Annotated in this window: 19 protein-coding genes and 1 tRNA gene; 5 read left to right on the top strand and 15 right to left on the bottom strand. The window is 40.6% G+C overall.

Annotation, left to right across the window (positions count from 1 at the left end; all coding sequences use genetic code 11):
* Window positions 1-5 precede the first annotated feature (5 nt).
* The 10 genes from ACYQ3L_RS13235 to ACYQ3L_RS13190 form a co-directional block, all read right to left on the bottom strand.
* The gene (locus tag ACYQ3L_RS13235) at window positions 6-1766 is read right to left on the bottom strand and encodes a family 43 glycosylhydrolase (protein ID WP_379999289.1); all 1761 of its coding nucleotides are present in this window, start codon (window positions 1764-1766) and stop codon (window positions 6-8) included.
* Window positions 1767-2596: 830 nt separating this feature from the next.
* Window positions 2597-3415 carry a hypothetical protein gene (locus ACYQ3L_RS13230; RefSeq protein ID WP_379999287.1) on the bottom strand — a complete coding sequence of 273 codons (819 nt, stop codon included), beginning with the start codon at window positions 3413-3415 and terminating at the stop codon, window positions 2597-2599.
* A gap of 104 nt (window positions 3416-3519) precedes the next feature.
* Entirely contained in the window at window positions 3520-4344 is an 825-nt protein-coding gene (gene tsf / locus ACYQ3L_RS13225; RefSeq protein WP_379999285.1) for a translation elongation factor Ts, read from the bottom strand.
* Window positions 4345-4565: 221 nt separating this feature from the next.
* Window positions 4566-5420: a 30S ribosomal protein S2 gene (gene rpsB / locus ACYQ3L_RS13220; protein ID WP_194225583.1), complete on the bottom strand. Its 855-nt coding sequence runs from the start codon at window positions 5418-5420 to the stop codon at window positions 4566-4568.
* 190 nt (window positions 5421-5610) lie between these two features.
* Window positions 5611-5997, bottom strand: a complete 387-nt coding sequence (gene rpsI / locus ACYQ3L_RS13215) for a 30S ribosomal protein S9 (protein WP_379999283.1) — start codon at window positions 5995-5997, stop codon at window positions 5611-5613.
* A 6-nt stretch (window positions 5998-6003) separates the two neighbouring features.
* Complete coding sequence (gene rplM, locus ACYQ3L_RS13210; RefSeq protein ID WP_379999281.1) at window positions 6004-6459, bottom strand: 50S ribosomal protein L13; 456 nt, start codon at window positions 6457-6459, stop codon at window positions 6004-6006.
* Between the two features lie 251 nt (window positions 6460-6710).
* Complete coding sequence (locus ACYQ3L_RS13205) at window positions 6711-8441, bottom strand: LIC_10190 family membrane protein (RefSeq protein ID WP_379999279.1); 1731 nt, start codon at window positions 8439-8441, stop codon at window positions 6711-6713.
* A 32-nt stretch (window positions 8442-8473) separates the two neighbouring features.
* A complete protein-coding gene (locus ACYQ3L_RS13200; protein WP_379999277.1) occupies window positions 8474-9268 on the bottom strand; it encodes a thymidylate synthase in 795 nt (264 codons plus the stop codon).
* Window positions 9269-9666: 398 nt separating this feature from the next.
* On the bottom strand, window positions 9667-11508 hold the full coding sequence (locus tag ACYQ3L_RS13195; RefSeq protein ID WP_379999275.1) for a membrane dipeptidase: 1842 nt from the start codon (window positions 11506-11508) through the stop codon (window positions 9667-9669).
* Window positions 11509-11549: 41 nt separating this feature from the next.
* Complete coding sequence (locus tag ACYQ3L_RS13190; RefSeq protein ID WP_379999273.1) at window positions 11550-12824, bottom strand: dicarboxylate/amino acid:cation symporter; 1275 nt, start codon at window positions 12822-12824, stop codon at window positions 11550-11552.
* A 231-nt stretch (window positions 12825-13055) separates the two neighbouring features.
* Here ACYQ3L_RS13190 and ACYQ3L_RS13185 point away from each other — a divergent pair.
* Window positions 13056-13131 (top strand) — tRNA-His (locus tag ACYQ3L_RS13185).
* 65 nt (window positions 13132-13196) lie between these two features.
* Here the strand turns inward: ACYQ3L_RS13185 and ACYQ3L_RS13180 are convergent.
* Window positions 13197-13889 carry a DUF554 domain-containing protein gene (locus ACYQ3L_RS13180; RefSeq protein ID WP_379999271.1) on the bottom strand — a complete coding sequence of 231 codons (693 nt, stop codon included), beginning with the start codon at window positions 13887-13889 and terminating at the stop codon, window positions 13197-13199.
* Window positions 13890-14039: 150 nt separating this feature from the next.
* Window positions 14040-14882 (bottom strand): hypothetical protein, encoded by an 843-nt coding sequence (locus ACYQ3L_RS13175; protein ID WP_379999269.1) that lies wholly within the window; start codon window positions 14880-14882, stop codon window positions 14040-14042.
* Window positions 14883-15068: 186 nt separating this feature from the next.
* On the opposite strand from ACYQ3L_RS13175, the gene prmA reads away from it, so the two are divergent.
* Window positions 15069-15911, top strand: coding sequence for a 50S ribosomal protein L11 methyltransferase (gene prmA, locus ACYQ3L_RS13170; protein WP_379999267.1), 843 nt, complete (start codon window positions 15069-15071; stop codon window positions 15909-15911).
* A gap of 305 nt (window positions 15912-16216) precedes the next feature.
* Here prmA and ACYQ3L_RS13165 read toward each other — a convergent pair whose 3' ends face one another.
* Window positions 16217-17596, bottom strand: coding sequence for a C1 family peptidase (locus ACYQ3L_RS13165; protein ID WP_379999265.1), 1380 nt, complete (start codon window positions 17594-17596; stop codon window positions 16217-16219).
* 695 nt (window positions 17597-18291) lie between these two features.
* On the opposite strand from ACYQ3L_RS13165, the gene ACYQ3L_RS13160 reads away from it, so the two are divergent.
* Window positions 18292-19503 (top strand): MFS transporter, encoded by a 1212-nt coding sequence (locus ACYQ3L_RS13160; protein ID WP_379999263.1) that lies wholly within the window; start codon window positions 18292-18294, stop codon window positions 19501-19503.
* A 147-nt stretch (window positions 19504-19650) separates the two neighbouring features.
* Complete coding sequence (locus ACYQ3L_RS13155; RefSeq protein WP_459952245.1) at window positions 19651-21201, top strand: IS5 family transposase; 1551 nt, start codon at window positions 19651-19653, stop codon at window positions 21199-21201.
* A 19-nt stretch (window positions 21202-21220) separates the two neighbouring features.
* Here ACYQ3L_RS13155 and ACYQ3L_RS13150 read toward each other — a convergent pair whose 3' ends face one another.
* Window positions 21221-22120 (bottom strand): PfkB family carbohydrate kinase, encoded by a 900-nt coding sequence (locus tag ACYQ3L_RS13150; RefSeq protein WP_380001136.1) that lies wholly within the window; start codon window positions 22118-22120, stop codon window positions 21221-21223.
* 105 nt (window positions 22121-22225) lie between these two features.
* Here ACYQ3L_RS13150 and era point away from each other — a divergent pair, with 105 nt between their 5' ends.
* Window positions 22226-23107 carry a GTPase Era gene (gene era, locus ACYQ3L_RS13145; protein ID WP_380001134.1) on the top strand — a complete coding sequence of 294 codons (882 nt, stop codon included), beginning with the start codon at window positions 22226-22228 and terminating at the stop codon, window positions 23105-23107.
* An 8-nt stretch (window positions 23108-23115) separates the two neighbouring features.
* Here era and aroA read toward each other — a convergent pair whose 3' ends face one another.
* Window positions 23116-24336 (bottom strand): 3-phosphoshikimate 1-carboxyvinyltransferase, encoded by a 1221-nt coding sequence (gene aroA, locus ACYQ3L_RS13140; RefSeq protein ID WP_380001132.1) that lies wholly within the window; start codon window positions 24334-24336, stop codon window positions 23116-23118.
* Between the last annotated feature and the right edge of the window lie 18 nt (window positions 24337-24354).

Below are 24354 nucleotides of genomic sequence, written 5' to 3'. Positions count from 1 at the left end.
ATAGATCATGGAGCCTCAGCTTTGGTTAATTCTGAAATTCCATTCTCGTTTATTGCTTCAATAGCGAAATAGTAAGGTTTGGTTTTATCCATTCCCGGATAATAATACTCATTCGCATCGTATACCATCACACAATTATACAGTTTATCCGGCTCCTGACCTATATATATATTATAAGCATAGGCTTTGTCCACAGGCTTCCATTTCAACCAGGCATTCCGCCTGTCTGTTACATCCGACCTAAAGGCCATAAACTGCTCTACCTTATCCGGTTTCTGCCCGGAGCCTATCCCGAACACCCTGAAACCCGATATTGCAAATTTACCTGTTGGCATATGAATGTTCTCCATTTTCAGATATCTGGCTTTCACAGGCCTTTCTAGTTCTACATAGTCATGCGGCACATCCTTGTCATTCCTGCTCTTGTCAATAAGAACATCCCATTTTTTCCCATCTGATGAATAGTAGATCTTATATTGATGATATATGCCTTGCTGCTTGCCTGAAAATTCAGCATCCTGATCTGCATAATTGATCTGTAGGGCATAAACGGTCGATACTTCGCCCAGATCGGAGATAAGCCATTCTCCCTTGCGGGCAGTCCCGGCGCTCCAATATGTTTTTATATCCTCGTTGACGATATTATTAGGATAATGCGTTCCAAAAACAGAGGATACCTGAACAGGCTTCTTATAATTGAGTAACATCCATCCCGTAAAACGGCTTTTCTGATGGTCGGCCGCTTTTCCATCCGGCAAATAGTGAGGATAGTCCCCAAAAGCCGTATTACAATACATTACATCATCTTTATCGAATCCGGCAGGCCATATGCCGATACGACGTTCAAAATTATTTTTCACATTTATCACCATTGTAGATGTATGCCAATAGTTACCGCTATTATCCTGAAACGTAGCACCATGACCTGCTCCGCGAATAAACCCGCCGGCCTTCATACTAAAAGGTAAAGAGACATGCTCAAAATACCCTAAAGGACTATTACTTACGGCGACTCCATCTCCATAATGGCTGAATTCTGTGCCCGGGCCACCCCACTGAAGATAATATTTTCCATTATGCTTAGTCATCCAGGCTCCTTCCATAAAAGGTTTTAGAAATGTATTATCCATATGTTCACCAAAGCGATGCCAACCGATACGGTCATCATCCAATAACAAAAGTTCCTTGCGTGTTCCTGCAGGCTGGAATGTAGCCCTATCAAGTTCAATACCATACAAAGGATACACATTGCTACTACCGTTATACATATAAAGGCGCTTGTCGTCATCTACAAAGAAAGCCGGGTCCCAGCCTCCGATTTCAAAATGTTCTACAGCCTTGGACCACTCATTCTCTTTAGGGCTGGTACTCACCCATATAGGAAAAATCCGGGAATAGGTTGACCCGAAAACACACAGCGAATCACCTTGTACCCAAACAGCCGGGGCACAAAGGTCATCCCATTTGTTAGGAGTAGTATCTATAGCCTCTTGCGTAAGGAATTTCCTTGAAACGAAGTTCCAGTTCAGCATATCACTGCTCCACCAATATCCGGTTTGGTTGGTGGAGAATAAATAGTAGTCCCCTTTATAATTGACAATAGCAGGATCGGCTGTAGACCGGTGCTTTCCCCATGTTGTAAAACTTGGGATAGGCCCGTAACCATAATCCAGATTGACCGGGTTGCAATATGTTTTCTGCTGCGCAGGTAAATGCAGGCATCCCACAAAAAACAACAGGGATAATATTATTTTCAGATTATTCATACTAGTGGTATTTGTAATTAGGGTAAACGAAAATAAGCAATTTTAATCATTTATGCAATTTACATTTATTGACTATATTTGGTTAAAACCTGACATATCTGACACTTTTTCCATTATTTTCATTTTGTAGTTTTCACATCTGTTAACTGTATATGGTTAAAAGGTAACAGGTGTATCAGTCAACAGTAAACAGTAATCAGTAAACAGTAATCTGTTAGCAGTCAACAACTCGCAAGATGTAAAAACTTTGCGCCTTTGCGTCTTTGCGTGAAACAAAATAGGGTGCCCCTCGCTCGCGCAGACGTCCCGTCTGTGTGTTGCGTAGCAAACATTTTTTCCCTGTCAACAAGACACGGACTGGAAGTTCGCGCCAGCGGGGGGTAAAAGGTAACAAAAGTAACACTTATTTCAGTTAGCAGTGAACAGTAAACAACTCGTATCTCGTATCTTGTCTACTCGTAACTCGTAACTGCCCGAAGGGCGAAGTAACTCGTAACTATATCAAAAAAGTTACAAAAGTTACACTTTTTCCACTATTTTTTATCTGTTCCTTTTTTTCCTCTGTATAAGTCTCCCTTGGGGGCAGGGCTGTTAAGTTCTGCATTCTTATATCCTCTGTGTCATGTTGAACGAAGTGAAACATCTCTTAACTCGAAAGAGATCCTTCGTTTCACTCAGGATGACAGCAGAGAATAACAGAATAAAACGTAGAACTTAACAGCCCTGCCTTTTGGGGAATTGAGGACGCTCGCTTATCCTTTCAAAGAACTATCAGCTAATAGCTAAAGGCTATCAGCTATGTATATAGATAAACTGTTATACAAAAAATCCTATTCGGACGGAAATTTCTGTTCTATATCCTCCGTATATGCCGTATCGGGTTCGTATCTGAGCCTCTTGCGTTCATTCAGCCGCCACAGCCAAAACAATCCGCCTATAGGTACACCTATTGTCCATGCGCAGTTCAGATACCCCATAAGGCTAAAACCAAACCCGAAAAGCACTTGAAACTGTAATAATTGAAATGAAAAACCATTAATGGCGGAATATGTTATTGTGGGAACATTCAGGCAAATAACCGCAATGTATTTTATCCATTTCCTTTTCAGATCACTTCGTTTTATCCGTACGATCGCATATACATTAAGGACAGGCACCAAGATTGCAATGAACCCTATCAGCCAGAATGAAAACATAGAAGGAATGATCTTTTTGATATCAAGTACATTTATAAACTTGATCTTTCCGTACCCCTCATCGAAAGAAACCTTAAAAACGCCGAAATAGTCTTCATTTGAAAATTGAATGTATACATCCGTAGTCCCGGCAGACGATGCTTGATCAGAGGTTAAGGCCGAACTCATTTTTTCAGCTTTCATAAAGGTATAATCCAACTCTGTTCCGAATTTCTTTACGATATGATACCGAAAATCAGCCAATTCGAGTTTCAGCGTATCCAGATTAGCTTCACCTAAGTCTTTCCTATTCACTGTCATTTGATCAATAGCGTTGTCATACTCCTCATTTAGAAGGCTTTCCACAAATGCTACTGTAACATATCTGTATGAAAACATATTGGCGACCGTTTCACAACCGGTCAGAGTAGCAATAACAAGAACTAATAGTAAAATCTGCGTCAGGTATCTCATAGTATTCACATTGATTATCAATAATCAAAAATAAGAATAAGAAACCAAACAAAAAAGTGCAACCTGTAACGGCTGCACTTTTTATATCTATTTCTTAAACCTGCTTATTCAGCGTTCAACGTAAAACGTTGGAAACCTGTAACAGCAAGCTCTTTATCATGTTCTGCAAGATATTGAGCAATTGTTTGCTTAGGATTTTTCACAAATTCCTGTTGAAGAAGTGTAAATTCTTTATAGAACTTCTGCAATGCGCCTTCAGCAATTCTGTCGATCAGATTCTCAGGTTTGCCGGCTTCAATCGCTTTTTCTCTGGCAATCTTGAGTTCCCTTTCTTTGATTTCTTCCGAAACTTCTTCCGCCACAAGGGCAACAGGACTCATAGCAGCGATTTGCATAGCTATATCTTTAGCTACCTGTTCGTCAACATTTGGCTTATTGAAACCAACGATAGCCGCCAGCTTATTGCCCGGATGAACATATGCCACTACTGTAGGAGCAGTGATTTGCTTATACACGTTCAGTTCCATTTTTTCACCTGTAACGCCCATTCTGTCTGTTACAAGTTCAGCAATTGTACGATCGCCGACTTTAATAGTTTTCAGAGTATCTATATCAGCAGGTCTGTTAGACAGTGCGGCATCAAGTATCGACTTAGTCATTCCCACGAAATCGCCGTTCATTGCCACAAAGTCAGTTTCGCAGTTTACTGCCACTATCGCAGCGAAATCGCTGTTTGTTGCAGCCAACACGCAACCTTCTGTTGCATCACGGTCTTCACGTTTTGCAGCGAAAGCCTGTCCTTTTTTACGAATTATTTCGATTGCTTTATCAAAATCTCCTTCTGCTTCAGTCAAAGCATTTTTACAATCCATCATACCTGCACCTGTCATTTTGCGCAAGTGTTGGATATCTGCCATAGAAATTGCCATGTTTTTCTCCTTTTATTTTTGGTTTATAATTAGTTACGAGTTACTTCGCCCTTTGGGCAGTTACGAGTTACAAGTCTCCAATATATTTTACGAGTATGTCATTTTCCAATCAACAGTAAACTTGTAACTCGTAACTTTGTAACTTGTAACTATTAAAAAAGACCAAGAAATAGTCTCTAAGAATGCTCTTAGAGGCTAATTCTTAGTCTATTAAACTTTATTTACTCTTCGTCTCCTTTAGCAAATTTACTTGCTACAGCTGCATTGATAGCCTCCTGGTCTTCTTTTTCAACCACAGGTTTCTTTGCACCGGCTTTCGCTTTGCGCTCTCTTCTTGGAGCACCTTCTTCATCCTGAGCTTCAGCAGCTGCGCTATCTGCTTTTTCGATCTTTCTTTCCTCAAGACCTTCTTTGATTGCATCGCAAAGGCTTCCGAGGATAAGTTCGATAGATTTGGCAGCATCATCGTTTGCAGGGATTACGAAGTCGATATCATCCGGATTAGAGTTTGTATCTACCATTGCAAATACAGGTATTCCGAGACGGTTTGCTTCTCTTACGGCGATGTGTTCTTTCATCACGTCCACTACGAATAGTGCAGATGGAAGACGGGTAAGATCCTGAATAGAACCTAATGTTTTTTCAAGTTTTGCACGTTGACGTGTAACCTGAAGTCTTTCTCTTTTCGATAGAGTATCGAAAGTTCCGTCTTTCACCATTTTGTCGATAGTCGACATCTTCTTCACAGCCTTACGGATTGTAGGGAAGTTTGTCAACATACCACCCGGCCAGCGCTCTACCACATAAGGCATATTTATTGACAGGGCCAGGTCTGTAACAACTTGCTTTGCTTGTTTCTTTGTAGCAACAAACAATATTTTTTTGCCCGATTTAGCGATTTGCTTCATAGCAGCAGCTGCGTCTTCGGTCTTAGCTATTGTTTTATATAGGTCAATGATGTGGATACCATTGCGCTCCATAAAGATATAAGGAGCCATTGCCGGGTTCCACTTTCTTTTCAAGTGACCGAAGTGTACACCAGCGTCTAATAATTGGTCGAATTCTAATTTTGCCATTTTTAATTTTTTGATCGTTTACTTTCTTTTTCTGTTAGCGAATTGTCGGGTAGCTCATTTTCAGAAGTCCCGGCAATTTAGATACTAAACGTAATTTAAGAGATGAGGCCGACTCATCATATATTAACCAACCTGTAACTTTTAAGCGGCCGTAGCCGTGAAAGCGTAATTGGGTAAAATAATATCCAAATTAACGTTTTGAGAACTGAAATCTTTTTCTTGCTTTTGGTTGTCCCGGTTTTTTACGTTCTACAACACGTGGGTCGCGAGTCATAAATCCTTCAGCTCTGAGAGCAGACTTATCTTCTGGGTTGATCTTCACCAAAGCGCGGGCGATACCAAGACGTGCAGCTTCTGCCTGTCCTTTGTATCCACCTCCGTTCAGGTTGATCTTGATGTCGTACTTTTCAGCAACTGCCAGTTTGTTTAGCGGTTGTTTTACAACATATTGAAGAATAGTTGAAGGGAAGTAATTCTCTAGTTCACGTTTGTTGATCACTATTTTTCCGGTTCCTTCGCTTACGAATACGCGAGCTATAGCAGCTTTACGTCTTCCTATTGCATTTACTACTTCCATTAATAATTATTTAAGAGCGTTAATATCTATTGTTTTCGGTTGTTGAGCTTCATGCTTGTGCTCAGTACCTGCATATACATAAAGATTTTTCAAAAGAGCTGCGCCAAGACGATTCTTAGGCAACATACCTTTTACTACCTTATGCACCAAGCGGTCGGCTCCTTTTTCCATCAATACGGCAGGAGTAGCTTCTCTTTGTCCACCCGGATAGCCTGTATATCTAAGATAAACACGGTCGTTCCATTTGTTACCAGTCAACACCACTTTGTCCGCGTTGATAATAATTACATTATCGCCACAGTCTACATGCGGGGTAAAACTTGGTTTATACTTCCCTCTCAGAAGTTTTGCCACTTTGGATGCCATGCGTCCCAGTGTCTGGCCTGTAGCGTCAATCACAACCCATTCTTTTTGTACGGTTGCTTTGTTCGCTGAAATGGTCTTATAACTTAAAGTATCCACTTACTTAAAAAATTAATTTGGTTAATTACTTTTTCTTTGACTCACTCAACTTTCATCCGCTTATCGAGCTAAGATATGATAAGCGATAATCGTTTGTTAATCAAATTTTTACGTTTTATTTCGTAATAATCGGCTCGCAAAATTACAAATTATCAGTGAATTAGCAAAAATAAACGGGGAATTTTTAATGAGGGAATGTTATAATATGCCGATATGCCAATGAATTAATAGATTATTTGCATATCTATCTTTTATTGGCACATTTTCTTCACCCTGTACCCATCCTGTATCTTATATCCTCTGGCCTCAATGCATTCCAAAGGAATAAATTTGGCGTAGTGGCTTGCAATACTGGCGGGAAGTATCATCTCATAAGGCAGGTCTTCACTTACCCATATGATTTGCTCATTATTAATGGTATATGGCAAAAACCCATCTGTAATATCTATACCTCGCGCTTTCTGCCGGTCGGTGATGGAATAAGGTTTAAGCATCAGATGCGAGAACGGATGGATGCCATACTCTTTAATTTGCGGATAAAAGCCGTAATAACAGCTACCCGTCCACAAGGCAATACCAAGAATAAAAGCACAAAGTAACGTTTTACTGAATCCCGGCAAATATAATTTATAATCCCTATTCTCATACAACAGTACCCCTCCCGTAAAAATCACAGCACACAATATACCGGGTACAAATCGTATATCAGGCCCTCCAAAAGCCCAGACCACAATAGAGACAAAGAAAACAACATACAGTAAATATATATGTATTCCAATTTTTTTTCTCTTTTTCAGTATCAGATAAGAAGCGAGAATAAATGAGCAAAGGGTCAGTAAATATATTACATCAGTAAGTATATTTATGAACAATGGGTCCCGGACACTCTCCCCCGGATAGCGCAGGGCAATCCTGAAAAAATAATAACCGATATCGAATATATAATTCGTTTCTCTTATAGCCACTTCGCGTGGAACTTTCCAATCGAAAGAGAATAAATCTATCTGATAGAACGGATAGATAAGATAGCCGGAAATCACAACATTCCTTATCAGCCACGGAATCAATATGAAAAGCCCGGCAATAACGACAAATGAAATAACCTTGTATTTCCGCTCTCTGAAAAGGTTATACAACAAATAAATACTTATCAGCCCGATCGGGAAAAATGATAATTTACATGTAAGCAAAAAAACCGGGAGCACAATACCAATCAGGCAATTCGTTTTCAACAGTTTAGGGTATAATACAATCCGGGCAATGATATAAAACACAATAAAATTAGGCAATATATCCGTAGAGGTATTTCCGAGAAAGTAGATAGAAATCCAAAAAAGCAGAATATATGATAATAATATGACAACGCGCTTTGCCTCGTATCTGGAGATAAACAGTTCGTATAAAATCCAACATCCGGCAACCGTCACAATCAGCGGTTGTAACGGATACATCGCCTCTCCCAGAAAAAAACGAAACGAAAAAACAGCGCATAGCAGGAAGTAATTGGAGTTGAAGCCAAACCTGTCATCGAGATTTGCGACTCCGGGCACAACTGCGTATTCTTCATTCCACCTGATATTTTGAAAATGGTAAAATGCTGAATCATACACATCCTGTTGCCACGTAAAGAAATAGAGAGAGAACAGTAGGAATAGGATTATAAGTACCGATTGAAAAGGGGAAAAAACTCCTTTCGTTGACTTTACAATATAATCATAGGTATAAAACAACCTTCTGGGGCAGATAGCCCAATAGTTTAGCGAAACCAGAAAGACGGCAACTAAGAATAACTGATTGGATGGCAGCCACAACGACCACAACGACAAGGGTATAATAAGAAAACACAATCCGAGCAGCAGTTTATCTACAGGATTGTACTCTTCATCACGTTTGCAAATCCTATTATATAACGCGAGCAGCATATCCCCGAAACTAAAGAGGATAAAGAATATGATTGTCCATGTTATAAAGTTTGCAAGCACGTTTGGTAATTATAAGTTATAAGTTATGATTATCACACAGCCACTTCCCCTTTTATATGCGGATGCGGATCATAGCCTTCCAAGCTGAAATCCTCAAATTTAAAACCGAAAATACTTTTTACTTCAGGGTTTATTATCATACGTGGCAACGGGCGGAAATCGCGTGTCAATTGTAATTTTACCTGCTCCAGATGATTTGTATATATGTGCGCATCTCCTAATGTATGCACAAAATCTCCGGCTTCGAGACCTGTTACCTGCGCCATCATCTGCAACAAAAGGGCATATGAAGCGATATTGAAAGGTACGCCCAGAAATATGTCGGCACTGCGCTGATACAGTTGCAGACTCAACTTCCCGTCAGCCACATAAAACTGGAAGAAAGCATGACACGGAGGAAGGTTCATATTCGGCAGATCGGCCACATTCCATGCACTCACGATAATACGGCGCGAATCCGGATTGTTTTTTATTGTATCCACCACATTGGAGATCTGATCTATAAAGCCTCCGTTATAATCGGGCCAGGAACGCCACTGATAACCGTAAATATGCCCCAGATCACCGTTTTCATCAGCCCATTCGTTCCATATACGCACACCATGGTCCTGCAGATATTTCGCGTTGGTATCCCCTGCCAGAAACCAGAGTAGTTCGTATATGATGGATTTGAGATGTAATTTCTTCGTAGTGAGCACGGGGAAACCGTCTGCCAGATTGTAACGGCTCTGATGTCCGAATACACTGATCGTACCTGTCCCGGTGCGGTCACTTTTATGTATGCCTTCTGCCAGAACACGTTTCAGTAAATCGTGATATTGTTTCATATTTGGATATTTTGTTTTGCTTTGAAAATTATACAAAAGTAAGATATATTTCGCTCTAAAAAAACAATGGTTCGTGTTATGCTTTTGTAATATTTCTAAATTCAGATCCCTGACTTGCTTGCATCTCTGTAGAAATCTAAAAAATAAACGGTTACTTTATATAACAATTTTTAGAGATGATTTGTATGGTGATGTCAAAAGTAAAACTGTACAATCAACTAATTATCCTCTTTGTCATTGGCTCCGCTTCGCTCTGCCGAACGTTGTTTCTGAGTGCAACGAAGAATCTCGCCCCTTGGAAATGCGATGTTTCACTCCGTTCAACATGACAAAGAAAAAGTAAAAGACTTTTGGCACACCTTCACATTCAACAATATTATTATAAAGTATTTAATCGCTTATTTCTTCGCGCCCTTTTGCACCTCCGACATTACCCGAAGGAAATTACCGCCCCATATCTTTTCTATATCTTTATCCGAATAACCTCGCTCTAATAATTTCACCGTGATATTTATCATGTCATTACTACCCTGACATCCTATCAGCCCTCCGCCACCATCAAAATCGGACGCGATACCCACATGGTCGACACCCGCTACTTTCACAACATAATCAATATGGTCTATAGCATCTGTCAGGCTGGCTTTGCTTTTATCTTTATTGATAAACAGGTCTACGAGGCATATCTGCACTACTCCTCCGTTTTTTGCAATTGCCTGCATCTGCTTGTCGGTCAGGTTGCGGTCGTGATAGCACAGCGCCTGCACAGACGAATGCGATGCGATGACAGGTTTGGTAGATAGTTCTATTACATCCCAGAATGTTTTTTCTCCCACGTGCGAAATATCCACCATAACCCCCAGCCGGTTCATTTCCTTTACCACCTCTTTTCCATAAGGACTAAGGCCGTTCCATTCATGTTTTGTATCACTCGACGTATCGCATATATCATTGTCTTTGGTATGGCAAAGGGTTATATAATTCACTCCCATTTTTTGGAAACGGGCAATATTGGAGATATCCTTGCCTATGCCATATCCGTTTTCGATACCGATAAATACAGCCTTTTTACCTTCATTTTTGAGGCGTATAAGATCATCGGCCGTATAGGCTATTCCGCAGATATCCTTGTTTCTTTCTACCTGTTGATGCGTTTCTTTTATATAGTTTTCTATCTTATCCACTGCTTTCTGTGTCGACTCTTTATCCCGAGGCCCTTGCGCTATATAAGCAGCGAAGAAAATAGCATCCAGCATCCCCTCTTCCATTTTAGGGATATTCACCTGATTTTCTTCCCTTCTTCCTATGTCAAACCCTGCTTTTTTGAATTCGGTCGGTGTATCGCAATGCGTATCAACCGACAAAATATGCTTATGCAGTTCTTTTGCCTTACGGAAAGTATTGGCTTCGTTCACAATAAACCTGAATATTTTAAGCATTGTCGTATCCCCGCCGTAAACATGTCCTTCGGGATGCCATTGCACCCCTATTACTGAACGGTTGGGATATGCCTCGATAGCTTCTACGATGCCATCCTGCGTGATTGCCACCGTACGGAAATCCGGCGCAATATCTTTTACCGCCTGATGGTGGAATGTATTCACCGAGAACTCATCAACTCCTAATACTTGTGCTAGTTTGGAATCTTTTTCTATAGCTATCGTATGTGTCCCTTGTTCTCTCGGCTCTGTTTGCTTATGATTGATACTCTTATCTTTTACCTGCGTAGGGATATCCTGATAGAGTGTTCCTCCGAAAGCTACATTTATCAGTTGCATCCCCCGGCAAATTCCAAGTATAGGAACATTCCGGTCGGTAGCCAGCTTCAGTAACACCAAATCGTAGATATCACGGAGGGAATCTATATCGTTCATATCCGGGATTGCTGTTTCCTTGTAATAGGGAGGATTAATATCTTCTCCTCCGGTCATCACCAGCCCATCGAGGTCTTTTACAATACCCCTCAAAATTACGCCATCTGTTATTACAGGAATAATTACAGGCTTACCTCCGGCCTTTAGTATGGCATTGATATATGTCGCCTGTACTACCGAACTGCCTTTATCTGTCCGGCTTGCCGATAAACCGATAAGCGGAGCCGGCTTGGAGCGTAAATCAACAAATTCCGAATCTATGGTTTTATATAACTCCGGCAGGCTTGGAGTGGCTGTTTTCTGACTGTATATACTTCCGCTTACCGACAAGCAGATAGAAAATATGATGGATACTATTTTTTTCATCTCTTTATTATTAAAAGCTTTGACCTTTCCATTACTTATTATCATCTTTTTATTTCCTCCCTTTCGGGGAGGTCAGGAGGGGCTACCAGTTGTTTCTTTACCCAGTCTTTACCATCTGTCAGCCGGGTAACTAATACCGCGCAGACGACATTCCCGGTAGAATTGAGCAGTGTAGCCGGAATATCCACAATTGTACTTATTATCATCAATGTTCCTGCAAGTTGAGGAGAGAATCCAAAAACTGAACAGATAAGCAGCTCTCCGGTCATACCTCCACTCGGTATCGCCCCCATTACCGCTCCCACAAGCAAGGCTACTCCGATAATCATAAACATATTGGAGGAGGATGTAAGTTCCTGCCCGAATATAGTAAACAGAAATATAACTTTAAGCACCCCGGCCATAACCGAACCATCCTTATGTATATTTGTACCTAAAGGAATAACCGTTTCCGCAATATTCTCCGGAACTCCCATTTTTTTCGACGCCTCAATATTTACAGGAATACAAGCCGCACTCGAAGATGTGGCAATCGCCATCAAGGATGGTGTCGGCATATTGCGCCAGAAAGCGACAAAAGCCTTTTTCCCTCCGGCTATGAAAATATAAACCGAATTCAGTACAAAAAAAGAGATAGCAGTGAGTATCAGATAAAGCAGGAATACATGTAAATATCCATTCAGTATCTGTCCTCCCAGCTTCCCTACTGTATCCGCGAAATAACAGCCAAGGCCTAAAGGCGCGGCTATCATGATAATACTCATCATTTTCAATATTATACTATTGGCAGCATTAAGCAGTTCCGCCACCATCTTCCCTTTACTCTTGGAAAGAGCGGTGGCAAGGCCAAAAAACGCGGAAAATATAATAAGGGGCAACAAATTTGATTTGGTAAACAACTGCTGAAAATCGGAGACCGTAAATGTATTTACAAATATTTCAGCAGAAGTCAGCTGCCTGATTGTTTGTCCGGGAAGCCCTGTCAGCACATCCGACTGGTTAATTCCACCCAGGGGGTTATAAAACAGAGTGAACAGATATGCTACTATCGCCGCAACAACAGAGGTGAGCAGGAATACAAGGGCAATATTACCGACAACCTTCCCCACCATATTCGACTGCTTCATGTTGCAGATAGACGACGAAACACTGAAAAATACCAACGGCACTATCAGCACAAACATCAGGTTAAGAAAAATATCCCCTACCGGTTTAACGACAGATGCATCTTCCCCGAAAATGATACCGCATATCCCTCCTGTCAATATTCCACAAAGGAGAAGAATAGTATATACATAATTTCTTAAAATATTCATCGAAACAAACAAATTGTATAAGTCTGCAAAATTACACTTTCAAACGGAGAATCTACATCTGTTATCTATAAATAATTGCAGATTTAAGAAAATTGATATCCTGAAGGCAATAACTATCCTGTTGATAGTCTTAATTTTCGCTGTATATCTACAAAAAGCTTCACATTTTTTCTCCCGGAAGCCTTGTTATTATAATAAAAATACATATATTTGCACCGCGAATGCAAAAATGGTGATTGTAGCTCAGTTGGTTAGAGCGTCGGATTGTGGTTCCGAAGGTCGCGGGTTCGAGACCCGTCTTTCACCCAAAGAAGAAAAGAAACTGTTTATCAAGCAGTTTCTTTTTATTTTTACAGCCACGCCATACTATAATCAAAAGAAGTATGACAAAATCACTACAATGACCAGGGCCGGAAGCATATTCGTCACACTGATATCCTTTATTTTAAGGATGCTGATTCCCAGCCCTATCAACAGAATTCCTCCTACTCCGGTCATATTCGCTGTCATATCATCGCTCATATAGCGCATAATAAAAGCCGCGAACAAAGTCAGTCCTCCCTGATAAATTAAGACGGGAACGGATGAAAACAGAATGCAGATACCAAATGTGGAAGCCAAAGCTATGGACGAAATTCCATCCATAATAGACTTGGTTAGCAATAAATCAGGAGACTTTCCCATACCATCCTCAATCGATCCCAATATGGCCATAGAACCGACACAAAACAGCATGGAGGCGGTAATAAATCCCTCTGTAAATTGATTTGTTGCCGCATTACCTTTTTTCGTTCCCGAACTTTTGGATTCCAGATAATTGGAAAAGCGCCGCAAATGTTTATCTATATCGATACCCTGTCCGGTTACGGAACCCAGTACAATACTCACCACTACAAGAAGCATGCTTTCTATACGCAACGACATTGATATGCCGATTGCAATAGTAAGCAGCCCGATACCCTGAAATACAATACCTGTCATTTTGGAAGACAGCCTTGAATGGACCATCAGTCCTATCAGGCTACCCCCGATAATTGCCCCCGTGTTGACCAGTGTTCCTACCATAGATATAGCAATTGTGTTTAAATAGATTTGATTTTCTACAAAAATAGAAAATATATCGACATTTTATTCTCTATAGATCCGGTTCGTTTACAAAAAACTAAAAAGAGCCACTCGTCCTGAGTAGCTCTTTTTTAGTCTATTTATTTCAGACTAGAATATTTTGTATGACAGCTGGAAATTAAGCATAGGCCACCATTTCAGCCATTTAGTATAATCATCTATATCTTCGAAACTTTCAGAGGCATTATTCACCACATCTAATTTCTTCCCATTTTGCTTAAGGCTGTAATTTCCCTGATAAATCATACCCAGTTCGAATTTGAAAGCGACACGCTTGTTCGCTATAGCACGGCCAACTCCCAGCCCGAAATACGGTTTGATAATTTTTCCCAATTGAAGGGTTGCATCCAGATTAGCGTCATCCAATGTTAGTCTGTGTCCGTCGAAATCTACATATGGCCATTCTGAAACTCCGGGTTTCAAGGTTGCGCGCTCTCCTGTATTCGGATTAACCAGGAAGCCTTTCGCTTTAAGCTTGTTTGCTCCTATAAACACACCTGCAGTCAGATGGAATATACCCTTTGTAGGATGGAAATCTACCAATACATTCCCATTGGTAAAATTCAACTCACCTTTCATTTTATAATCAGGCGTATAACCAAATGCCTCTTCGAACATTCCATCAGTGTCATCCAGACCAATATCGAATGTACTTGTTTTGAATCCGACAAAATCAATTCCCGCACGTAAATTGAGATAATCGTTTATCGGTGTTGCTGCCTGCAAACCGATACCCATAGTCGAGGCCCTCAGAGCTATGCTGAGATGTGAGAGAAACTGCTTGTCTGATTTTTTTTCTGCAAAGCCGGCAGCAGGTGCAGCAGCAACGGAATCAGCCATCGACAAAACAGAATTTGAACTAAGGGTTATGGTTTCTTGAGCGTGCAAAGGTAATACGCATAATGCGATGATAGTCAGTAATAGTAGTCTCATGTTTCTTTAAGTTGTTAGGTTTAGTTAATAAAGAGCGGATTATTTTCACTCTTCAAGGCCCAAAGATATAAAAAAAGTTAACCTACAACAAGAAAGAATGTTAAAATATTTATAACACAGATATACTAAATCTTAAATCCGAAAGTGGGAATAAAAATGTACTTTTGTGCTAAACTAATTACTATTATGAACTATATTGAAGTAAAATTTATATGTACGCCGAATGATGAAATAGTCAATAGTGTACTGTCAGCCATAATTGCAGAGATAGGATTTGAAAGCTTCGTTGAAGACGAACTCGGAACAACAGCATATATCCAGAACAATCTGTTCGACATCGAAGAACTGGATAAAGCCCTAAATACACTCCCTATAAAAGCCGAAATCACCTATACATACAAAAGCATAGAAGACCGGAACTGGAATGAAGAATGGGAGAAGAATTATTTCCAGCCGCTGATTATCGGCGACAAATGTATCATCCAAAGCACATTCCACAATGTTCCTGCAACATACGACTACAATATATACATCGACCCTAAGATGGCTTTCGGAACAGGACACCATCAAACCACCGAGCTGATGATACGGGAAATACTGAAAGATGATTTCAACGGCAAATCGGTTCTCGATATGGGTACAGGCACCGCCATACTCGCGATACTGGCTTCTATGCGCGGTGCGAATCCTATAACCGCCATAGATATAGATCAGTGGGCATATGATAACGCTATTGAGAATCTTAATTTGAACAACGTTGACAATGTAGATATAAAGATAGGCGGGGCGGAATTGCTGGGCGATAAGAAGTTTGATATCATCCTGGCAAACATAAACCGCAACATCCTGCTAAACGACATCCATTCTTATTCTTCAGTTTTGAATAACGGTGGCATTCTGTATATGAGTGGTTTTTATGCGGAAGATATTCCGGCAATAGACGAAGAGTGTAGTAAAAATGAGCTGGCTTTCATCTATAATACAGAAAAGGATAACTGGGTGGCAGTAAAATATACTAAATTGTCATAATAAAAGACATAAGAGGAGGCTTCTGATTTGAAACCTCCTCTTATGTGTGAGTTAAATTAGGTATTAGGCTTTAAGGTAAATAAAGATTGTTTGGTTATCGGTACAAAGGAACGACATAAATTAAACCGTACCAAATAAAAAAACATATTATAAAACATATTTTTTATAAATAATGCTAACATATCAAGGCCGAAAACCAATGTTTTTTAAACCCTTTTAACACCATCCTAATTTTAGTTAATTTTATCTATCAACACATAATACCCCAATATATACCCTGTATAACAACAAAATATGTGCCAGCCTTAATTCATATAGTCCCACATTGGCAATTGTACAGGTTTCTGTTTAAGACAATCTACCGCTTTGGCATCCAGATATTTTTTATGTACTACCAGACGGAACATATATTCACTAAACCATTTATCTGTAAAGGTCAGATAACCTTTATTGCCAGAAGCAGCTCCCCAACTATTCTCAAATTCCCATTTTACAGGCGTGTCACTCACATCCGTGTCGCAACCGATCAATGTCATGGCATGGCTCGAACCGCTTTGCCGTGTCAGGATACGTGCTTTTTTATCCATCGACAAATTCACTCCTAATAAAGACTGGTAATCGTACATATCCGGATCGAGTATTCCCGATTCCCTGTTCAGTTGCTTACCCACATCGCAAGAGGCATACAGGGGTTCGTTATTCTTTATGGAAGCCAGAGCAGCTTTCTTTATGTCTTCATTCGGCAGGTTCAGATATATCCAGTTGATGCCTTCGATCGTATTTTTGTAATTCTGTATTTCATATAGCTGATAATACTCGCGGGTAGGATCGTTCATCACCATAATATAGTTATCGGGAGAATAATCTTCCGGAGTGATCGCCTCATAAAACTGTTTCGGGGTATAATTACGCAATTCCTTTATAATACCGTTTTTATCCTTATATCTCCATGTAAATTCTGCAGGCGGTTCGCCAAGACACAGAGCCAGTATGCGATACACATCTTTTAGTATAAGTGTTTTCTCCGACCTTAAATCCTGCATTTTCTTGCCTGAGGACGCCAGTTCCCTAAGGGTATATCCGCCGGAACGCAGCCTTTCATTGAGTAAACCAAGCATTTGCCTTGTATTGTTCGAATGCGCAGTTTCCGGCATTACATCCTGAGGCACAACTCCATATTTCTTCGCGGCATTATAATACAGGTTCCAAACACCACCGTCGCCAACCGGAGATTTGAACAGGTATTCCACGGCCCTGTCTCCAAACGGGTCTTTACTCGTACCTATAATATTTTCGAGAAACAGGTTGGCTTTTTCAAAAATATCCCAGAAATACAGATAATTGTGAGAGAAATCAAATTCACTGATATTGTATTTCTCCATAATAGACGGACGCAATACGTTCATCGATGTAAACATCCAGCAGCGTCCCGAACTTTTTTGATCGGTAATCCCCTTTACATTCACTCTGTACCGGAAATAATGATCTATTTTCCCTTGCAGGTCGTGATTCAGGGCATTTGCCGTAATGTTGGCGTTTGTTGTCAGGATGTTTTGAATCGCTTTTGTAGGAGCATCTTGTTTAAAGCCCGACTGTATTTCCTGCAATTCTCTTTCAGTAATACTTTGCGCGGACAGGAGTATCGAAGAACATAACAAGGCTCCTGTAAACAGAATCTTTTTCATATATGAATAGTTTTATTTAATCATTACACGGAAACCTACATATATCAAATATAAGGATTAGTTCCTCTGGTAAGATATATCGGTTTTCATGGTTAGACAGACCAATTAATAGTTTTTACTATACAAAAATAAGAAATACGGCGGGATAACAGTCTTACAATGTTACAAATGTTACATAAATCGAAAAAGTAACACTTTTTACAGTTAACAGTAAACAGTGAGCAGTAAACAGTGAGCAGTCACAAATCGTAATAACTCGTATCTCGTATCTTATGTACTCGTAACTCTATTCAAAAAAGGTAACAAAGGTAACACATATATCAGTGAACAGTCAACAGTCATCAGTTAACAATATTCTCTCGCAAAGACGCAAAAAGGGAACAAAGGTACCTTTTACAATTAACAGTCAACAACTTATATCTCGTATCTTGTTTGCTCGTAACTCATAGCTGTTAAAAAGGTAACAAAAGTAACAACTTTTTCAGTCATATGCTAATCCGCTAATATGCTAATCAAAATTTCAAAAACTATCAGCTAACAGCTAAAGGCTATCGGCTATATATATACATAGATAAACTTAGATACAAATTATACCTCAAACTTCCTGTATATGCATAAATAATTGTCTTATATATAAAGAATCTTCCTTAAAGAATTTATCTTTGCATCGTTTTAATCAAAAAATCATCAGGAAAATGACTGAAATACAGCCGGCCTCTTACTCCAAACAAAGAATACGTTACGCCGTAATGGCTCTTTTTATAGCTCAGGGATTATGCTTTGCCAGTTGGGCAAGCCGTTTACCGGACATTAAAAAGGATTTCAGTGTAGAAAGCTATCTGCACTATGGTTTACTTATGTTCCTTATTCCGATAGGTAAATTCGTAGCCATACCACTGGTTGGATTCCTCCTGCCCCGTATCGGAAGTAAGAAAACCGTCCTGATAAGTATCACCGGATTCACGCTTTCCCTCTTTATGGTAAGCCTTATGCCTGATATTACCGGATTGGGCATAGCCATGTTCCTGTTCGGCATTTTTTGGAATATGACTGATATTTCACTTAATACGCAGGCTATTGAAGTAGAGCGCATCTACGGAAAACCCATCATAGCCACATTCCACGCAAGCTGGAGCCTTGCCGCCTGTATCGGTGCATTGATAGGTTATGGTATGATTAACCTGAAAGTAGGAACATTCGTCCATTTTGCTATAATTACAATAGTCGCGCTTATCGCTATACTTATCAATTATAAATACCTGCAGGAAGCAACTCCAAAAGCAGTACAAGCTGAAAAGGAAACAGAGCCGAAGATAATATCGAAAGGCTTCCGTATGCCCGAAACATTGCTTATACAGTTAGGTCTGGTGTGGCTGCTTGCCCTCATCGTAGAAAATACAATGTTCGAATGGAGCGATGTATATTTCCAATCGGTTATAAAAGCGCCTGAATCTCTACAGGTAGGTTTCCTTGTATTTATGATTATGATGTTTTCGGGACGTATGCTTACCAATTTTGCATACCGTATCTGGCAGAAAAAAACAGTATTGCAGATTGCCGGAGCACTTATCCTGATAGGCTTCGTTACATCTTCCCTGTTTATCCATACGGCCGATACCCTTATCATAAAGGTTATAATCAATTCGATCGGCTTTATGCTTATCGGTCTGGGAATATCCTGTGTAGTACCTACCTTATACAGTATTGTCGGAGATAAAGCTAAAACTCCGGTCGGAACAGCCCTTACCATTATGTCGAGCATCAGCTTTGTAGGACCATTGGTTGCCCCCCTGTTAGTAGGGGCCATATCCGACAGTCATGGAATGGAATGGGCTTACCTTGCGGTCGGGTTATTGGGCGGATGCATTGTTGTTATTGCAGCATTGAGCAAGACGCTTAGGAAATAGTTATGAGTTATGAGTTATGAATAAACTCGAAGCAGATAACTCATAATCCATAACTTATAATTCATAATTAGGGTCTGCTGATAAACTGATAATTCGTTAAGGATGAGTGAAAATACTTATATTTGTTTTTTCCAAATGCAAGGATATATGAAGAAACAGCGCAAAAGTCGTGCACTTAGTCCCAATTATGCGAGTCCGAATCAGTTGGTTTTATCGGGATTTGAAAATCCATTCGATCAGCAACTCGATCCGGGAAACCGTTGGGTTGTATTGTCCCATTTGATTCCCTGGGATGAGATTTGCAATCTTTACCTCAAACATGTAGGGGTTAGTTCAACGGGTCGACCGGGATTGAGTCCTCGTGTGGTTTTGGGTTCTCTAATGATCAAGCATCTTTGCAATTTGGATGATCGGGAGACAGTGAGTCAGATTTCGGAAAACATCTATATGCAATACTTTCTGGGGTACTGTAGCTTCACCCATGAAGCCCCATTTGATGCTTCACTGTTTGTGGATTTACGAAAACGCTTGGGTCTAGATACGATCAATGCGATCAACGAGCGGATTGTTCAGTTGAAGACAGGGATGGAGTTTGTGAAAAAAGAATCGGATAAAGACGATTCCGGCATTGATCCTGATGAGGATTCCTTATCCGGTGGCTCAGCGAACAAAGGCCGGATCATTTTTGATGCTACTGCTTGTCCACAGGATATTGCTTATCCAACGGATTTGAATCTGCTCAACGAAGCTCGTGAAATATCGGAAAACCTGATTGATCAGCTCTATACCCATCTGTTACATGATAAAAAGCCGCGTAGCTACCGCAAGGTTGCTCGCAAACGCTATCTGAAGACAGCCCAGAAGAAGAAAAAGAGCAAGAAAGAGATCAGAAACTCCGTTCGCATTCAATTGGGGTATCTCAAGCGGAATATAAATTCTATCCATCGGTTGCTGGATGCTTATCCTAACCTTCCCTTAAAGAAGAAGGATCGGAAATATTTGTATGTTATCCAGACCTTGTTTGATCAACAGTTGTACATGTATAAGTCCAGGACGCATACAGTGGAAGACCGGATAGTAAGCATCCATCAACCTCATGTACGCCCCATAGTCAGAGGAAAGAGTCAAGCCAAGGTAGAGTTTGGTTCCAAGATACATGTTTCCATTATTGATGGCATCTCGTTTCTGGATGAACTTTCCTGGGATGCTTTTAACGAGGGAAGTCACATGGAGCACTATGTTGAAAAGTATCGTGAACGGTTCGGATGCTACCCCCGCGAAGTACTCGCTGATCAGATTTACTGTAGTCGTCCCAATCGGGTTATGCTCAAGGAAAAAGGCATCAAACTTTTAGCAAAGCCACTGGGCAGGCCTTCGCCCATGTCAATTCATGTAAGTCCGGGAGAGCGTAATCCAATAGAAGGAAAGTTTGGACAAGCCAAAACAGGTTATGGCTTAAACCGTATCAAAGCCAGACTCCGACAAACAAGCGAATCATGGATTGCCTGCATCTTCCTTGTGCTAAACCTGGTCAAATTGGCGGGGATGGCACTCCCGTGTCTTATTCAGAACTTATGGTTTAGTTTTTCAGCATTGCTGTTGGAGATAATCGCTAATAAATCGGATGGACGCAATAATAGTTATCGGAACCGGGAAATAGCGGACGCAAACCGAATTAAATATGAATTGGTCTGCTGAGTTTTTCAGCAGACCCTAATTAAACAACCGGCATTATCTGCTCCGCTGTCCTTATCCTATTTTCCACATCATCTTTCGAACCGTTAAACGGGCCTGAATTTTCTATCTTGATAGTTGCCATTGCCGCAGCAAATCTTCCAGCCTCTTCTACGCCCGCTCCTTTTGCCCGCTTATACAGGTATCCTGTAACATAAGTATCGCCACAGCCCGTTGCATCAACCACTTCCGTGGGCTTATAAGCAGGTATCTTATAGAATTCCTTTCCGTCAAATATTACGGAACCTAAGCTACCGAGAGTTACCAGAACTTCCTTCACACCCCAGTCATATAACTGACGGGATGCTTGTTTTATGTCCTTCATTCCTGTGAGGACCTCCATCTCCAGGTCGTTTACTTTCAGTATATGGACATATTTCAGTGTTTCCAGCTTATCTTTCCAGTCTATAGGATATACATTCTGCTCCCTTACCTCGCGCAAATACCCTTGTGAATCGACTGCTATAAGCCCTTTTCGGGAAAGGTACTCGACCAGTTCGAGCGAAAAATCATCGGCGAGCAATGCTCCTAATAAGAATATTTTGGCATCTAAATTTTCAAAACCGTCTACAGAGAATGGGTCTGCCTTTGCCAAAACCCGCTGTGTGCGGTTATTCTGATTTTCTTCATATATATTCTCAAAATATACTGAATGCTGGCTCGGGATTACGTGTACATCTACATTTTTGGAACGCAGATCGTCAACGACACTCATTTCAGACTCGGCCAGAGATGTAACCAATGAATAATCTATATCATCGAAATGACGGATGGCATGAGAAAAATAGAAAGCTGTACCTCCGGGCATATGTACTGTCTTTTTAGATGTAACCACTTTATCCAAAGTGATGTGCCCGACACAGCAAAGATCATGTTTATGCATTATTCTGTTTTTTTGAAATGCAAAAGTAGTAAAATTGTTATGAATTCAGTATTATAATTCTTTATTTACTACTTTTGTCTTCAAATAAATAGAACCATATATCAGATGCATAAATCCGGATTTGTAAATATAGTAGGCAATCCCAATGTAGGAAAATCAACATTGATGAACCTTCTTGTGGGAGAAAAAGTTTCCATCATCACTTCGAAGGCGCAAACCACGCGCCATCGCATATTAGGTATCGTGAATACAGACGACTATCAGATTGTATATTCAGATACTCCCGGGGTACTACGGCCTAACTATAAATTACAGGAGTCGATGCTTAACTTCTCCGTATCCGCACTGAGCGATGCCGATGTACTGCTCTATATGACGGACGTTATAGAAAAAACGGATAAGAACGAAGAATTTCTGCAAAAGGTACAAAATGTAGATGCACCCGTTCTGCTGCTGATCAATAAAATAGACCAGACCAATCAGCAGGAATTGGAAAAACTGGTGGCTCAATGGAAAGAGCTGTTGCCAAAAGCTGAAATATATCCGATATCTGCCCTGAATAAATTCAATGTAGATACCGTAAAGAAAAGAATATTGGATTTGATTCCCGAGTCCCCTCCTTACTTCGAAAAGGACGCGCTGACCGACCGCCCAGCCCGCTTCTTTGTAACGGAGATCATCCGTGAAAAGATCCTCCTTTATTATCAGAAGGAAGTTCCTTATGCGGTGGAAGTCATCGTTGAGGAATTTAAAGAAGAAAAGGATATTATCAATATAAGGGCGTTGATAATTGCAGAACGCGACACCCAGAAAGGTATTATCATAGGCCATAAAGGCGCGGCGCTGAAGAAAGTGGCCACAATGGCCCGCAAAGACATGGAACGCTTCTTCAATAAAAAGATATTCCTTGAAATATATGTCAAGGTAGAAAAAGATTGGCGAAGCAGGGATAACCTACTCCGCCAATACGGGTATCGTCTGGATTGATCTTACTTTTACTCTTCAATTGAAAATCCTACCGACTTGAGATCGTCCCAAAAACGGGGATAAGACTTTGTCACCACCCTGGGGTGCGCAATATTGATATGATCCAGTTTTATGGCCGCAGGAGCAAAGGCCATCGCCATGCGGTGGTCTTCATATGTTTTTATTACCGGGTCAGCCTCCCGTTCACATCTTTCACCGTTCCATTCCAGGATGCTATCCTCGCTATCGTATAGCAGGTATCCCAATTTTTTCATTTCATTCTTCAATGCTTCTATCCGGTCGGTCTCTTTTATCTTAAGTGTTTGCAAGCCTGTAAACATAAAAGGAACTCCCATCATACAGCATGTAACGGCAAAAGTCTGAGCCAGATCCGGTTCGTTCACAAAATTATGGAACATCTTCTTTGTTACCTTTCCTGTCTTTGTCAGTACAACACCATCTTTAACATATTCGGTCGCGACCCCCAAATCGAGAAACAACTCGGCAACTTTAGAATCACCCTGCATACTGTTTTTAAACAGGCCTTTCAGTTCTATACGGGCATCCCCGGCAAGCGCTGCCATTTCATACCAGTACGAAGCTGCCGACCAGTCCGACTCCACAGTATAGTGCGTTGTCCGATATTCTTCGGGATATATCTTTATTGTCCGTCCGTCCCAATGAGTTTTTACACCGAACTGGGCCATCATACCCAACGTGAGTTTAATATACGGTACGGATATAATATTTCCTTCCAGATGTATTGTCAACCCCTTACTCATAGAAGGTGCGACCATCAACAAGGCAGAAATGAACTGGGAACTCACATCCCCCGACAGATAGATTTCACCTCCATCCAGTGCCGTTCCTTTAATTTTCAACGGCGGATATCCTACTTTTCCCAAATATTGGATACGTGCACCTAAAGAAACCAATGCATCTACCAAAAGATGAATAGGGCGTTCCTTCATCCGTTCTGTTCCTGTAATGATCCATTCACCCGGAGTTATAGCAAGGAATGCTGTCAAAAAGCGCATGGATGTTCCAGCCGCTTTCACATCTATCAGGTTGCTACCCGATGTGAAAGCCTCTACCATCACATTGGTATCATCACAATCAGAAAGATTGGCTATTTCTGAAGCACTAAGGCTCATGGCATTCAATATAAGAGCCCGGTTACTGATGCTTTTCGAAGCAGGGAGTGAAATGATCGAATTTATGGCATTTGGTGCCGTAATTTTATATTGCATATCGTATTTATTATAATT

The sequence above is a fragment of the Dysgonomonas termitidis genome (assembly GCF_054657735.1).
The sequence above is the reverse complement of the archived record's forward strand: the minus strand, read 5'-3'. Positions and strand labels throughout refer to the sequence as shown.

Excerpts from the sequence above, each read along its gene's own strand:
- ACYQ3L_RS13235 (WP_379999289.1), bottom strand. The coding sequence starts at position 1,766 with ATGAATAATCTGAAAATAATATTATCCCTGTTGTTTTTTGTGGGATGC.
- ACYQ3L_RS13230 (WP_379999287.1), bottom strand. The coding sequence starts at position 3,415 with ATGAGATACCTGACGCAGATTTTACTATTAGTTCTTGTTATTGCTACT.
- tsf (WP_379999285.1), bottom strand. The coding sequence starts at position 4,344 with ATGGCAATTTCTATGGCAGATATCCAACACTTGCGCAAAATGACAGGT.
- rpsB (WP_194225583.1), bottom strand. The coding sequence starts at position 5,420 with ATGGCAAAATTAGAATTCGACCAATTATTAGACGCTGGTGTACACTTC.
- rpsI (WP_379999283.1), bottom strand. The coding sequence starts at position 5,997 with ATGGAAGTAGTAAATGCAATAGGAAGACGTAAAGCTGCTATAGCTCGC.
- ACYQ3L_RS13200 (WP_379999277.1), bottom strand. The coding sequence starts at position 9,268 with ATGAAACAATATCACGATTTACTGAAACGTGTTCTGGCAGAAGGCATA.
- ACYQ3L_RS13195 (WP_379999275.1), bottom strand. The coding sequence starts at position 11,508 with ATGAAAAAAATAGTATCCATCATATTTTCTATCTGCTTGTCGGTAAGC.
- ACYQ3L_RS13190 (WP_379999273.1), bottom strand. The coding sequence starts at position 12,824 with ATGAATATTTTAAGAAATTATGTATATACTATTCTTCTCCTTTGTGGA.
- ACYQ3L_RS13180 (WP_379999271.1), bottom strand. The coding sequence starts at position 13,889 with ATGGTAGGAACACTGGTCAACACGGGGGCAATTATCGGGGGTAGCCTG.
- ACYQ3L_RS13175 (WP_379999269.1), bottom strand. The coding sequence starts at position 14,882 with ATGAGACTACTATTACTGACTATCATCGCATTATGCGTATTACCTTTG.
- prmA (WP_379999267.1), top strand. The coding sequence starts at position 15,069 with ATGAACTATATTGAAGTAAAATTTATATGTACGCCGAATGATGAAATA.
- ACYQ3L_RS13165 (WP_379999265.1), bottom strand. The coding sequence starts at position 17,596 with ATGAAAAAGATTCTGTTTACAGGAGCCTTGTTATGTTCTTCGATACTC.
- ACYQ3L_RS13160 (WP_379999263.1), top strand. The coding sequence starts at position 18,292 with ATGACTGAAATACAGCCGGCCTCTTACTCCAAACAAAGAATACGTTAC.
- ACYQ3L_RS13155 (WP_459952245.1), top strand. The coding sequence starts at position 19,651 with ATGAAGAAACAGCGCAAAAGTCGTGCACTTAGTCCCAATTATGCGAGT.
- ACYQ3L_RS13150 (WP_380001136.1), bottom strand. The coding sequence starts at position 22,120 with ATGCATAAACATGATCTTTGCTGTGTCGGGCACATCACTTTGGATAAA.
- era (WP_380001134.1), top strand. The coding sequence starts at position 22,226 with ATGCATAAATCCGGATTTGTAAATATAGTAGGCAATCCCAATGTAGGA.
- aroA (WP_380001132.1), bottom strand. The coding sequence starts at position 24,336 with ATGCAATATAAAATTACGGCACCAAATGCCATAAATTCGATCATTTCA.